Source organism: Pseudomonas sp. ERMR1:02 (assembly GCF_002277815.1).
Taxonomy (GTDB): Bacteria; Pseudomonadota; Gammaproteobacteria; order Pseudomonadales; family Pseudomonadaceae; genus Aquipseudomonas.
In genome coordinates, this window is sequence record NZ_NKJI01000002.1 from 138459 (window position 1) to 152265 (window position 13807).

Annotated in this window: 11 protein-coding genes and 1 pseudogene; 5 read left to right on the forward strand and 7 right to left on the reverse strand. The window is 57.3% G+C overall.

What is annotated here, in order from left to right; genetic code table 11:
• Positions 1 to 322: 322 nt before the first annotated feature.
• Entirely contained in the window at positions 323 to 1744 is a 1422-nt protein-coding gene (gene ltrA, locus CES87_RS04275) for a group II intron reverse transcriptase/maturase (protein WP_128605089.1), read from the forward strand.
• Between the two features lie 98 nt (positions 1745 to 1842).
• Here ltrA and gloA read toward each other — a convergent pair whose 3' ends face one another.
• Positions 1843 to 2364 carry a lactoylglutathione lyase gene (gene gloA / locus CES87_RS04285; protein ID WP_128605091.1) on the reverse strand — a complete coding sequence of 174 codons (522 nt, stop codon included), beginning with the start codon at positions 2362 to 2364 and terminating at the stop codon, positions 1843 to 1845.
• A gap of 144 nt (positions 2365 to 2508) precedes the next feature.
• Between gloA and CES87_RS04290 the strand changes: the two genes are divergently transcribed.
• Entirely contained in the window at positions 2509 to 3033 is a 525-nt protein-coding gene (locus CES87_RS04290) for a DUF4946 domain-containing protein (protein ID WP_128605367.1), read from the forward strand.
• 175 nt (positions 3034 to 3208) lie between these two features.
• Here CES87_RS04290 and CES87_RS04295 read toward each other — a convergent pair whose 3' ends face one another.
• The 3 genes from CES87_RS04295 to CES87_RS04305 all read right to left on the reverse strand — a co-directional run bounded on the left by CES87_RS04295 (position 3209) and on the right by CES87_RS04305 (position 6326).
• A complete protein-coding gene (locus CES87_RS04295; RefSeq protein ID WP_128605092.1) occupies positions 3209 to 3574 on the reverse strand; it encodes a histone-like nucleoid-structuring protein, MvaT/MvaU family in 366 nt (121 codons plus the stop codon).
• A 234-nt stretch (positions 3575 to 3808) separates the two neighbouring features.
• Positions 3809 to 5341 (reverse strand): EAL domain-containing protein, encoded by a 1533-nt coding sequence (locus CES87_RS04300; protein ID WP_128605093.1) that lies wholly within the window; start codon positions 5339 to 5341, stop codon positions 3809 to 3811.
• Between the two features lie 112 nt (positions 5342 to 5453).
• Positions 5454 to 6326 carry a LysR family transcriptional regulator gene (locus CES87_RS04305; RefSeq protein WP_128605094.1) on the reverse strand — a complete coding sequence of 291 codons (873 nt, stop codon included), beginning with the start codon at positions 6324 to 6326 and terminating at the stop codon, positions 5454 to 5456.
• A 78-nt stretch (positions 6327 to 6404) separates the two neighbouring features.
• Between CES87_RS04305 and CES87_RS04310 the strand changes: the two are divergent.
• Together CES87_RS04310 and hppD are read left to right on the forward strand one after the other, a co-directional pair.
• A pseudogene (locus CES87_RS04310) lies at positions 6405 to 7369 on the forward strand (DMT family transporter).
• A 241-nt stretch (positions 7370 to 7610) separates the two neighbouring features.
• On the forward strand, positions 7611 to 8687 hold the full coding sequence (hppD, locus tag CES87_RS04315) for a 4-hydroxyphenylpyruvate dioxygenase (RefSeq protein WP_128605095.1): 1077 nt from the start codon (positions 7611 to 7613) through the stop codon (positions 8685 to 8687).
• Between the two features lie 125 nt (positions 8688 to 8812).
• On the opposite strand, the gene rarD is transcribed toward hppD, so the two are convergent.
• The 3 genes from rarD to CES87_RS04335 all read right to left on the reverse strand — a co-directional run bounded on the left by rarD (position 8813) and on the right by CES87_RS04335 (position 12358).
• Positions 8813 to 9694, reverse strand: a complete 882-nt coding sequence (gene rarD / locus CES87_RS04320; protein ID WP_128605096.1) for an EamA family transporter RarD — start codon at positions 9692 to 9694, stop codon at positions 8813 to 8815.
• Between the two features lie 229 nt (positions 9695 to 9923).
• Positions 9924 to 10937 (reverse strand): aldo/keto reductase, encoded by a 1014-nt coding sequence (locus CES87_RS04330; RefSeq protein ID WP_128605098.1) that lies wholly within the window; start codon positions 10935 to 10937, stop codon positions 9924 to 9926.
• Positions 10938 to 11047: 110 nt separating this feature from the next.
• Positions 11048 to 12358 carry an MFS transporter gene (locus CES87_RS04335; RefSeq protein ID WP_128605099.1) on the reverse strand — a complete coding sequence of 437 codons (1311 nt, stop codon included), beginning with the start codon at positions 12356 to 12358 and terminating at the stop codon, positions 11048 to 11050.
• Positions 12359 to 12528: 170 nt separating this feature from the next.
• Here CES87_RS04335 and CES87_RS04340 point away from each other — a divergent pair, with 170 nt between their 5' ends.
• Complete coding sequence (locus CES87_RS04340) at positions 12529 to 13662, forward strand: sugar diacid recognition domain-containing protein (RefSeq protein WP_128605100.1); 1134 nt, start codon at positions 12529 to 12531, stop codon at positions 13660 to 13662.
• Positions 13663 to 13807: the final 145 nt, after the last annotated feature.

The window sequence follows — 13807 nt, forward strand, 5'->3', positions numbered from 1 at the left end:
TGTTAGCCAGAGGCAAGGGTGTCGCGGGTGACCGCGAATCTGAAGGAAGCCCGAGGCAAAATGCTGGCCTGACGAACAGGAAGCGGATAGAGGCGGCGCAGCGGGGTAAGGCGGCCCAAACCGTCAAAGCCCAATACTTGCACGGAACGCTGCGACGTAGATCCGACAGGCATAAGCAGGAAGGTCGCGCGAATCACCCTGGGAGATCTGCACGTTTGCCACTGTGCTACCGCGCGTCGAGAGGCGACGGGATGAGCGTGCAGAAGTCAGCCGAAGCCGTAGTAAGTGACGAATAACCCCGTCGCCAAGGGCCGAACAGGTTATGCCGCCAGTAGGCGTCAAAGTCTCGTTGAATACCGAAATGCAGAAATTTCTCCCAGGGAAGACTGTTACCCCGAGTCCCGGACAGTATCCGAGGATAACGGCTGGCAGCGCAAAGGTATCGGCGGCGTCTGTGACGTGGACGAACGCGGAGTCGGACATGCTTATGGAACGGGTGCTTGCACCGGCTAATCTTAGGCGTGCGTATAAACGCGTGGTCAGCAACAAGGGCGCGCCGGGTGCCGATGGCATGACGGTCGACGACTTGGCGAACTACGTGAAACAGTATTGGCCGATCCTCAAGGCACGGTTGCTGGCCGGCGAGTATCACCCGCAAGGTGTGCGCGCCGTCGACATCCCCAAACCTAAAGGTGGAACACGGCAACTGGGTATTCCCAATGTCGTGGATCGCCTGATCCAGCAGGCACTGCTGCAACAGCTCACGCCGATTTTCGATCCTCTGTTCTCGGATTACAGCTACGGTTTTCGTCCGGGCAGAAGCGCTCATCAAGCCATTGAAACTGCTCGCGGTCATGTGGCGGCAGGGCATCGCTGGTGCGTGGAACTGGATCTTGAGAAGTTCTTTGATCGGGTTAATCACGACATCCTGATGGCTTACGTGGCGCGTCAAATCGAAGATAAGCGCGTGCTCAAGTTGATCCGTCGTTACTTCGAAGCGGGAACGATGTCAGGCGGTATTGCCAGCCGACGGCAGGAGGGGACGCCGCAAGGCGGCCCGCTCTCGCCGTTGCTGTCGAACATCCTGCTCAACGAACTCGACCGCGAGCTGGAACGACGGGGCTATCGATTCGTACGCTATGCCGACGATGCGAACATCTATGTGTGCAGTCGTCGTGCTGGTGAACGAGTGATGAGAAGTGTTGAGCGCTTCCTGAATCAGCGCCTGAAACTGACGCTGAACCGGGAAAAGAGCCGTGTGGCGCGGCCCTGGGTCTGTGATTACTTGGGCTATGGGATGAGCTGGCATCAACAGCCGAGGCTGAGAGTGGCGACGACGAGTCTGGGTCGCTTGCGCGGCCGACTCAGAGATCTGCTGCGCAGAGCACGAGGCCACAAGATGGCGAATATCATCGAGCGGATAAACCCCGTGCTACGCGGATGGGCTGGCTACTTCAAGCTGAGCCAGAGCAAGCGGCCACTTGAGGAACTGGACGGCTGGGTGCGGCACAAGCTTCGTTGTGTCGTCTGGCGTCAATGGAAGCGGCCCTTTACAAGGGCGCGCAACTTGATACGTCTGGGACTCAATGAAGCGCGGGCGTGGAAATCGGCAGTCAATGGCCGAGGCCCATGGTGGAACTCGGGAGCGCCCCATATGAATCAGGCGCTACCGAAGAAGCTGTGGGATCGACTCGGGTTAGTCTCGGTACTGGATACGATAAACCGGCTTAGCCGCATAGCTTGAACCGCCGTATACGGAACCGTATGTACGGTGGTGTGAGAGGACGGCGGCTGTGAGGCCGCCTCCTACTCGATCTCCCTCACTGGGTCTGTGTTGGGGGCTTACAGCGGTGCTGGCTGGATGATCTCGACCCAATACGCATCCGGGTCCTTGATGAACGCCAGGCTCTTCATGCGGCCGTCGTTCAGGCGTTTCTGGAAGTCGCAGCCCAGTGCCTCAAAGCGCTCACACGCAGCGACGATGTCCGGGACCGAGATGCAGATGTGGCCAAAGCCGCGGGGGTCGGTGTTGCCGTTGTGGTAGGCGAAGTCCGGGTCGTTCTCGGTGCCGTGGTTGTGGGTCAGCTCGAGGATGCCGGGGATCGATTTCATCCACTCGGTGCGCGCGCCGGCATCGGCCGGGATCTGGTTTTTATCGACGAGCGCGAGGAAGTACAGGCTGAATTCGGCTTCCGGGAAGTCGCGCTTTTCCACCAGGGAAAAACCGAGGATGCGCGTGTAGAAGTCCAAAGACCTGGTGATGTCTTTAACCCGAAGCATGGTGTGGTTGAAGACAAATTGTTGAGTCGCAGTGTCTGGTTGTGCGGTGACGCCGGGGAAACTGTTCAGGTCGTGCAGGCTCATGGGCCCTCCGGAAAATATGCGGGGCTATCGATGACGGCAATGATACGCAAGGGTTCGGACATCACCAAACCCTAAGCGGCGGCTATTGCCTGACAGCCGGTCAAGGATCAGACTTTACGGCTCAAACTTTGAGTGTTTATGGCAATGATTCGATTTGGTGCATCGGTGTTCGTTCTGGTTGGCATGCTGTCAGGAGTTGCCTTCGCTCACGCCGAGGCGCCAGTCATGACCTGGCCCGCCGGCTGGCAGGTCGAAGAGATTGCGCAAGGCGATGCCTCATCCGGTGTTTCTCGCCAGCGAGCGGTGAAAAACGACGAGGGTGGCACGCCGGTTCTGGTGATGGAACTGACCATGACACAGGTCCAAAGCGGTCATCAGGTGAACCTTGAAGGCGTGTTGCTGGAAATGCGCAAGTCAGTGCAGAAAGACTTTTTCAAGGGCGGCTATCAAAGTGTCTGCACCCGGATTCATCCGACTACCCTGAGCCGATTATCGGCGCTGGAAACCACTTGCACCATCACGCAAAACGGCCGCCATGTGCTTTCTCAAACATTGGTCGCTGCTGTGGACGGCGATAAAGCCTACGTTCTTTCCTACGCGGGGCAGGCTGAAGCTTATAAGGCCAGCAAGGATGAAATAGAGGCGGCGCGAAACGCCTTGAAACTTTAACTGAAGACTTTAGTAGCTGCAGGCTTTGCGCTGGTACCGAAATATTTAGATACCCAAACGGATTAAACACAAAGTTAGTCAGCAAGTAGTGAGTTGATCGGCCAATATCGTTGCATTTAGATGGTGTTCATGAAAAAGCCCTGCATTGGCAGGGCTTTTTTTTTAGCGTGAGTGCTTAGCCACGCAGCCAGGAATCAACGGTGCCAGCGCCGTATTGTTCCTTCCAGGCTTTCAGCCCGCGATGGTTGCCGCCCTTGGTTTCAATCAGTTCACCGGTGTGCGGGTTCTGATAAACCTTGACCACGCGAGCGCGGCGGGTTTTAGGCGCTGCGGCCTGTTGCAGGCCGGATTTTGCCGGGTTCAGATCGAGGATGGCGATGATGTCGCGCAGGCTCTTGCCGTAGGTTTTCATCAACCCCTGGAGCTTTTCTTCGAATTCGATTTCTTTCTTGAGCCCGGCATCATTCTTCAGGGATTCCAGCTGCTTGAGCTGTTCTTGAAGGGCCTTTTCAGCTGCACGAAATTCAGCGAGTCTGGACAATATATTTACTCCAATAGTGTGTTTGGCTGGTACCAACCGCAACCAAAGCTATAAGCCAAGAGCCTTGAAGCGACTCGGTGATAAATGGCTCACCTGCCAATTTACCGCAGGCATGAAAAATTGTAGTAGTTAATTGGCCAAGAGTAAATCATGTCTTTTTTTCATGTAACAAGAGCAGTTTTTTTGATTCAAATTGGTGCGTTGTATCGCTGTCTCGTCGCATAAAACCGTTAGTTAATGGTCACTTAATGCACTAATGAACTCTGCACCAGACATCGGTCGGCCGAACAGATAGCCTTGCAGGAAGTTAACGTTATGGGCGGTCAGGTAATCACTTTGGGCCTGGGTTTCCACACCTTCGGCAACCATGGCCAGATCAAGCTTCACTGCAAGTTCGATGATGGTATCCAGAATGTGGCTGGACAGTGTGTCGATGCCGATCATGGCGACGAAGCTCTGGTCGATTTTGAGAAAATCGACATTGAACTGACGCAAATATCCGAGGCTGGAATGGCCGGTGCCGAAGTCGTCGATGGCGATTTTCACGCCAAGTTCGTGCAACTGCTCGAACAATTGGTGGGTAACGGCAGTGGGTTCGATCAGTTCGCGCTCGGTCAACTCAAGTACCAGGTGAATGGAACCCGGTGCGAAAGCAGCGAGGAACTGGCGGCAATCCTCAACCAACTCCAGATCCAGGCAGTGGCTGGCAGTGATATTGATGCCGATATGAAAGGGCTCATCGAACGACGCAGACAGCGGCGCGAGCAAGGCGCCGGTCTGTTGCATCAATGAGCGGGTCATCGGCACGATCAGGCCGGAGTGTTCGGCAAACGGAATAAACAGATCGGGGCGCACCAGACCTTCTTTCGGGTGGTTCCAGCGCATCAGCACTTCGATGCCCGACACCTTTTTGCTGTCGCCTTGCACAACCGCCTGGAAATACGGCACGAACTCTTCCGCTTCCAGCGCACGTTTCATTTCATGGGTCGGTGACGAGGAGCGCTTCTGCAGAGCGTGTCCGATAAAGCCGGACACTACACCGAAAAAGATCAGCAGGCTGAACAGCGGCGGGTATTCACTACTCATGTAGCGCCAGGTTTCGCCTTCTGGAAAACCGGCCACTACGCCAAAGGCATAACGTGAAGAACCGAGTCTGGTTTGTGCCACCGGAAATTCGGGTACGGCGTCATCGTGGAACTGGCCGTCGGCAGACAACCAACTAGGGCCGACTTGCAGGACCAGCAATGTGTTCCCGCCGATCATGCGCAATGTGTTACTCAGGTGGTAGCCATCCAGATAGCTCATCGCGCCCTGTTTACGTTCGCCGAGCCGATACATCAGCAATGCAGTGTCGGGCGTGACCAGGTTGCCCTTCATCAGCAGCAAGCGGCCTCCAGCGTAGTCTCCGGCGGGAATTTTCTCGTGATAGTCGCCAAACAGGGAACTGCAATAAATGGTGTCGTCCCAAATCAGATTGGTGGAACGCACGAATGGACGCCGGGTGACTTGTTGGCGCAAGGCCAGGTTGACATCGCTGCAACTTTTCCCCGCAAGCGGCAGCAACTCGTGCGCAGCCTCGGCGGTGTTGTCGAACATCAGGTCGAACTGGCGTATGGCATCTTCGGCAGTTTGTTGAACATCTTGCTTGAGTGCCCGTTCAGCCTGCATATAGAGGATGACACCACCCAGCAACACCGGGAGCAATCCACTTGCGAGGGTGACAGCAATCCTGATGCTGCGTTTGCGGGTCTTGGCTTTCAGTGGCATTCGGGAAACCTGTAACGATGAAATAGGGCTCTCAAATGCTGGCGGCGCGAAACGCCCTCCAAAAAGAGTTCAAGTCCGAGCCATGATAGTTGGCCCTTGGTACTTATGCCGCTCATCTGTAATCAAGCCGCTGGGCGAGTTTGATGAAGGCCAATGTCGCCGGCGATGCCTGGCGCTGATCGAGTACCGCCAGGCCGACCTGTCGGGCGATTGCGGGCGACAGGTTTTTTTTCACGTAGCGGCTGTCGTTGTGCTCGGGTAGAGAGCCTTCGGCAACCACGGTCAAGGCATCACCGCGACCAACCGTATCCAGAGTGCTCAGCAACTGCGAGCAGCGAAAACGGATGTTGGGTGTCAGTCGGGCTGCGTTGAACAACCGTGACACAAGCTCTGATGAACCGGCCTCGGTCAATACAAAAGGGTCATGGCACAAGTCGCTCAAACTGACGCTATCGCGAGTCGTCAGCGGATGATTGACCGGTAAAAGCGCGACCATCTGATCTTCCATCAACGCAACCGTGTCGAAACGCTCGTCGGGCAGCACTACAAACCCGATATCGATGCGCCGTTCTTGCAACCACTGGATCACCTGACGATCCGGTCCTTCATCAATGTGAACCTCGATGCCTGGATGAGCAGCGCGGTAGTGCTGGAGGATCAATGGCAACAATTTGATGGATGAAGTGGGACCGAACGAGCCAATGCGCAGGGTGCCGCGCTTCATGCCGCGAGCGTCCGCTGCCTCCTGGCGCAAGGTGTTGGCCAGCCCAAGCATGGCCCGCGCGCGTAGCAGCAACTGTTGGCCGATGTCGCTCAGTTCAACCTGCGACTGATGGCGGCGCAGCAGTTCGACACCCAACTCCTGCTCCAGCGATTTCAATGCATGGGAGACCGCTGATTGGGTAACTCCCAAGCGATTGGCCGCCGCCGTGAAGCCATGGTGCTCGGCAACGGCGGAGAAGATCTCCAGTTGAGTGAGAGTCATGAGTGTTTACTCATTTTACGATGACTGGGTATTAGCTGAATGATACGTCATCCAGCCAATCACGAAATCCGGAGACTTATGTCTACATGTGAGCAGAGCCTGTCCAGACCGTCCGATGTGCCGGTTTATCTGAAACTGGCGACAGTCACCATGATTTGGGGCGGTACCTTTGTGGCAGGGCGATTTCTGGCCGACAGCCTCAGCCCATTGTTTGCCGCCAGCTTACGTTTCCTCCTGGCCAGCGCGGCATTGCTGTTGTTCTTGCTATTGGCCCGCGTACCACTGGCGCGACCCAGCCCCAGGCAATGGCTGCAATTGGCGCTATTGGGATTTTTCGGGATTTGCTTTTACAACATCTGTTTTTTTTATGGATTGCGCTATATCAATGCTTCGCGCGCTTCGTTGATCGTGGCGCTGAATCCGGCCGTGATCGGTTTGGCTTCATGGCTGCTGTTCAAGGAGCGTTTGAGTCGGGCGAAAGTCGTCGGTATCGCGATTTGCATTGCCGGGGCAAGCCTGGTGATCGTCAGCCGTAATCCGCAACTGCTTGCCGCCAACAACGACGCCTGGATCGGTGATTTGCTTATTCTTGGCTGCGTACTCGGCTGGGGCATTTACTCGCTGTTCTCCAAGGAGCTAAATCAAAGCCTGGGGCCGCTGCAAACGGTAACCTGGTCGATTCTGCTGGGCACGTTGATGCTCTGGATGACCAGCGTGATTCGCGGTGAGGTGAGTCTGGCTGCACTTGAAAGTCTCGGTCTGAAACAGTGGCTGGGCCTGATGTATCTGGGCGTATTGGGCTCGGCGTTGGCCTACATCGGCTATTACGACGGCATCCGCAAAATCGGCGCGACGCGTTCCGGTGTGTTTATCGCCTTGAATCCGCTGACCGCCGTCATGCTCGGCGCGCTGCTGTTGGGCGAACAACTGACGCTGGCGATGTATCTGGGGGAGGGCTGATTCTCGCGGGGATTTTCCTGTGCAACAAACCCCTTGCGTCCCCGGGAAAAAGGGGGATTTTATACAGGAGGCGGACAAAATGATTTACGCTGTGTAGAATCAGGTTACGCATACAAGAATAAACGTCTTCTGGCAGCAGAAGCCTCGCCCGCAAGAGCCTTGGGTCGACAATGAAGATATTAGGGTTTCAATTGATCTACGGTGACTTCCTCGCCCGCAGCGTTCGGGGCATCTCCTGTGCGCCACCCACCGGCCTCAGCATTGCTAGCAACTAACGTTCGTTAATTTCAGTTGTTAATTCTAAAAGCATGATGAGCGCCAACCATGGCAGATTTATACGAAAACCCAATGGGCCTGATGGGCTTCGAGTTCATCGAATTCGCATCGCCAACCCCGAACACGCTGGAGCCGATCTTCCAGATCATGGGCTTCACCAAGGTCGCGACCCACCGTTCCAAAGACGTGCACCTGTATCGCCAAGGCGCGATCAACCTGATCCTCAACAACGAACCCAACAGCGTAGCCTCGTACTTCGCCGCCGAGCACGGTCCGTCGGTGTGCGGCATGGCGTTCCGCGTCAAGGATTCGCAAAAGGCCTACAAGCGCGCCCTCGAACTCGGCGCCCAGCCGATTCACATCGAAACCGGCCCGATGGAACTGCACCTGCCGGCGATCAAGGGCATTGGCGGCGCGCCGCTGTACCTGATCGACCGTTTCGGTGAAGGCAGCTCGATCTACGACATCGACTTCGTGTACCTCGAAGGCGTTGATCGCAACCCGGTCGGTGCAGGCCTGAAAATCATCGACCACCTGACCCACAACGTGTATCGCGGCCGCATGGCCTACTGGGCGAATTTCTACGAGAAGCTGTTCAACTTCCGCGAGATCCGTTACTTCGACATCAAGGGCGAATACACCGGCCTGACCTCCAAGGCCATGACCGCACCGGACGGCATGATCCGCATCCCGCTGAACGAGGAATCGTCCAAGGGCGCAGGGCAGATCGAAGAGTTCCTGATGCAGTTCAACGGCGAGGGCATCCAGCACGTTGCGTTCCTGTCCGAAGACCTGGTCAAGACCTGGGATCACCTGAAAAGCATCGGCATGCGCTTCATGACTGCGCCGCCGGAAACCTACTACGAAATGCTCGAAGGCCGTTTGCCGAACCACGGCGAGCCGGTAGGCGAACTGCAAGCGCGGGGCATTCTGCTGGATGGTTCATCCGAGTCGGGCGACAAGCGTCTGCTGCTGCAGATCTTCTCGGAAACCCTGATGGGGCCGGTATTCTTCGAATTCATCCAGCGTAAAGGCGACGATGGCTTCGGCGAAGGTAACTTCAAGGCGCTGTTCGAATCCATCGAGCGCGACCAGGTTCGTCGTGGTGTGTTGTCCACCGAGTAAGTTGCTTCACCGCTAAACCTGTGGGAGCGGGCTTGCTCGCGAAAGCGGTGTGTCAGTCACTATAAAAGTGCCTGGTACGACGCCTTCGCGAGCAAGCCCGCTCCCACATTTGTTTTGCGTGACCGTCAAGGTCTGCGATTGCGCATCAGATGCTTGAACCCTTCAAACACCAACACCAGCACGGCGAACCAGATCGGAATATAGGTCAGCCATTCACCGGGCTTGATGCTTTCCCCCAGCAATAACGCGACGCCGAGCAACAGCACCGGCTCCACATAGCTCAACAATCCAAACAGGCTGAACGGCAGCAAGCGACTGGCGATGATGTAGACCACCAGGGCCGAGGCGCTGATCAGGCCGAGTAGCGGGATCAGCCAGGCCAATGCCGGGTGCTGATCGAAGACGCCAAAACCCTGCTCGCCACCGTGCACGAACCAGTAGGCAATTGGCAGCATCAGGGTCATGTCCACCCAGAGTCCGCCCAGATGGTCAGTCTTCAGCCATTTGCGCACCACGAAATACAGCGGATAGCCCACGACCACCACCAGTGTCGCCCAGGAAAATCCGCCGACCTGATACAACTCATTGACCACGCCGAGGCTTGCGAAAAACACCGCGACTTTTTGCAGGTACGACAGGCGTTCACCGTAGGCAATTCGCCCGGTCAGCACCATGGACAGCGGCAACAGGAAATAACCCAGCGACACATCGAGGCTGTAGCCATTGAGCGGCGCCCACATGAACAGCCAGAGTTGTACACCCAGCAACGCCGCCGAGACGATCAGGACGCCGATCAACTTTGGTTGGGCGCTGAACCGGCGCAGCAGGTCGACCGCGCGCCGCCATTCGCCGGACACCAGCATGAACACGGTCATGCACGGCACGGTCAGCAGCATGCGCCAACCGAAAATCTCCACGCCGCTCAGGGGCTTGAGCAGCGAAGTGTAGTAATACATGACGGCAAACAGCACCGAGGCTGAAACCGATAGAGCAATACCTTTAGACAAACTGTCCTCGCGAAGTTGAACGTAAAACGGGGTGCGGAGGATACGTGGTTTTTGTGCTGAATATTGGCCGGACGATCAGAATTTTCTACACCCTGAGTCTGATCGTTCCCACGCTCTGCGTGGGAATGCAGCCCGGGACGCTCCGCGTCCCTTTCGAGAGCTGGAACGCGGAGCGTCCCTTGAGGCATTCCCACGCAGAGCGTGGGAACGATCATTCAATCGTGTTTCTTCAGTTTTTACGGGGATTACGACCCGACACGAAATGGCTCACGTCATTGAACCCCGGTGTCGATGCATGCCCCGGCGTCACCAGCGAATCGATAAATGCCTCATCCTCAGCCGTGATCTTCACCGCCTGCGCCTTAGTGTAGGCATCCCACTGTTCTTCGGTACGCGGGCCGACGATGGCGGATGTGACGGCGGCGTTGTTCAGCACCCAGGCGATGGCGAATTCGACGATACCGACGCCGCGTTCTTGTGTGTATTGCTGGATCTGCTGAGCAATGCGCAAGGATTCCACGCGCCATTCGGTTTCCAGAATGCGCTTGTCTGCACGCCCGGCACGGCTGTTGGCATCCGGTTTCACGTCCGGTGCGTACTTGCCACTGAGCACGCCCCGCGCCAGCGGGCTGTAAGGCACAACGCCCAGTCCATAGTTCTGCGCGGCGGTGATCTGCTCGGCTTCGGCCTGGCGATTAACGATGTTGTACAGCGGCTGGCTGATGACGGGGCGGTCGACACCCAGTGAGTCGGCCACGCGAATGACCTCGGCAATACGCCAGCCACGATAGTTCGACAAACCCCAGTAGCGGATTTTTCCCTGGCGAATCAGATCGCCAATCGCCGACACCGTGACTTCCAACGGCGTGTTGTGGTCTTCGCGGTGCAGGTAATAGATGTCGAGATAGTCTGTGCCCAGGCGTGTCAGGCTGGCGTCGATGCCGTTGAAGAGATGCTTGCGATTCAGGCCGCTGAGATTCGGCACACCGTCCACCGGGCCGAAACCGACCTTGGTAGCCAGCACCCATGCATGGCGACGACTGGCGATGGCTTCACCGACAATTTCTTCGGAACGGCCGTTGGTATAAACGTCGGCGGTGTCGATGAAATTGATGCCCTGATCCCAGGCCTTTTCGATGATCCGCAGGGAATCTTCGGTGCTGGTCTGTTCGCCAAACATCATGGTGCCCAGGGTCAGGGTGGAAACCTGCAAACCCGAATGACCCAGCGTGCGGTAGCTCATGTTGAAGTCCTTTTGTAGAAGCGAGCTTGCTCGCGATAAGGTGTGTCAGTCGACTCTAATGTAGTTGACTCACCCTCGCGAGCAAGCTCGCTCCTACAAGGGATTTGGGGTCATGCGCGCAACGTACGGGTCATGCGCAACGCCAGCACACTGCCACAGACAATCACACCCGCCAGCAAATACAACGCGGCATCAGTCGAGCCGGTACTGTCCTTGACCCAGCCCACCAGGTACGGGCTGAGGAAGCCGGCCATCTGGCCCATGGAGTTGATTAACGCAAGACCACCGGCAGCGGCACCAGCACTGAGCATCGCGGTCGGTACCGGCCAGAACATCGGCAGGCCGGTGAGGGCGCCCATGGTGGCGATGGACAGGCCGAGGATGGCGATGGCCGGGTTGGCGGCGAAGTTCACGGCGATCAGCAGGCCCAGCGCGCCCATCAACATCGGCACCACCAAATGCCAGCGACGTTCTTTGCGCAGATCCGCCGAGCGGCCGACCATCAACATGAAAACCGCCGCCAGCAGGTACGGAATCGCACTCAACCAGCCGATCACCAGGTTATCGCTGAAGCCCAGGTTCTTGATGATCGACGGCAGCCAGAAGTTGATCGCGTAGACGCCACTCTGGATACAAAAATAGATCAGGCCAAACGCCCAGATCGCCGGGTTTTTAAACACCGCCAGCAAAGAGTCAGTGGTGGTCTTCGGTTTGTTCGCCAAGTCTTCGGCGTGGTCGGCTTCCAGCACAGATCGCTCGAACGGCGTGAGCCATTTGGCTTTGGCAAAACCGTCGCTGAGCAGGAAGTAGGCGAGGGCGCCAAGGATCACGGTCGGGATGCCTTGCAGCAGGAACATCCACTGCCAGCCGGCCAGACCGCCGTGACCCGTGGCGAAGTGGTTGAGAATCCATCCGGAGAATGGGCTGCCGAGCAAACCGGACACCGGGATCGCCGACATGAACAGCGCCATGATGCGGCCACGACGGAAGGTCGGGAACCACTGCGAGAGGTACAGCACCACGCCGGGGAAGAATCCGGCTTCGGCCGCGCCAGTGAACAGACGCAAGGTGTAGAACTCGGTCGGGGTGGTAACAAACAGCAGGCAGATCGACAGCGTGCCCCAGGTGATCATCATCAACGCGATCCAGCGCCGCGGGCCGAATTTGGTCAGGGCCAGGTTGCTCGGTACGCCGCACAGCACGTAGCCGATGAAAAAGATCCCGGCCCCGAGGCCGTACACGGTTTCGCTGAATTTAAGTGCGTCGAGCATCTGCAGTTTGGCAAATCCAACGTTCACCCGGTCGAGGTAGTTGAACAGGTAGCAGATGAAGATGAAGGGAATCAAACGCAGGGTAATACGTTTGTAGACGGCGTTTTTTTCGTCAACGATGGCCTGGGTAGCAGCGGCGCTCTGTGACATGGCGGGCTCTCTCTTTATTATGATTTTTTGCGATGCAAAGGGTAACGTTGATCGCCCTGAGAGTTTCGGCCTCCCTCATGGGCTCTGTCTTTGTGCCTGAGCACAGGCTTTGTCATCCGACCCTGTGCGGGTGAACAACTCGATCCATTACGCTTGCAAGGATTCCCCCTATGTTTGAACTCGATCACGACCTGGCGCAGGACATCGTCGACCGGGCGATGGCCATCCTGCCCTACAACGTCAACGTCATGGACAGTCAGGGGTTGATTCTGGGCAGTGGCGAACCCGAGCGGGTCAACACCCGGCACGAAGGTGCGCAACTGGTGCTGGCCAATGGGCGCGTGGTGGAGATCGACGCGCAAACGGCGATTCATCTCAAAGGCGTGCAGCCGGGCATCAATCTGCCGCTGATGCTCGATCAGCGTTTGATTGGCGTGCTGGGCATCACTGGCGAACCCGAGCAATTGCGCACCTATGCCGAGCTGGTACGCATGACCGCCGAAATGCTGGTCGGTCAGCGCAATCAGCAGGCTGAGCAACAGTGGCGGCGCCAGCGTTGCGATGACCTGCTGGCGCTGTTGCTCAGCGAAGGGGGGGATTCGCCGCGGCTGATCGACGAAGCGCAACAGCTAGGGCTCAAGCCGCAGATGACGCGGGTGCCGTATCTGTTCGAACTGGGCATGGAGCAGGGGCCGGGACAAACTGTCGAGGCGCTCAGTGCCTGGCTGACCTCGCGTTACCCGGACAGTTGGTGCGTGAGTTCGGCGAAGTCGTCGTTACTGTGGTGTCGACCGGCGAGCCAGACCATCGAGAATGATCGATTGCTGGAAAAGCTCGAGGGCCTGGGCTGGAATATCCTGCGCATCGCCGTGGGCGGGCAGGCCGATGGATTGTCGGGCTTGCGTCGTTGCTATCGCCGGGTCGCTGACTTGCTGGCTTACGGACGAGAAGTGTTGCCCCGGTCACGTTTGCTGTACCTCAATCGTTATCGACTGCCGGTAATGCTCTGGCGGCACCGCAACGACGATGCGCTGGACGAACTGCTCAACCCGCTGCGCAAAGTCATCGCCAAGGACAGCAACGGCCAACTGCTGGCGACCTTGCGCAGTTGGTGCGATCACGATGGCCAGAGCCAGGCGTGTGCCGATGCCCTGGGTATTCATCGCAACAGCCTGCGTTATCGCATGGAGCGGATTGCCGAACTCAGCGGCGTCGATCCGCTACGCCTCGATGGCATGCTCGCCCTCTACCTCGGCGTCCAGCTCCTGCCCCAGTCCGACGCTAACATCAGCTCCCACCTGTAGGAGCGAGCCTGCTCGCGAAAAACGTCCGGACAACGCGTTCATTCAGGCAACACGCGTCATCGTTAACCACCATCGCGAGCGAGCTCGCTCCTACAGTGGATTGTGTGAATTTTCCGGATTTGTGGAAATGAACAATAATCCCCAC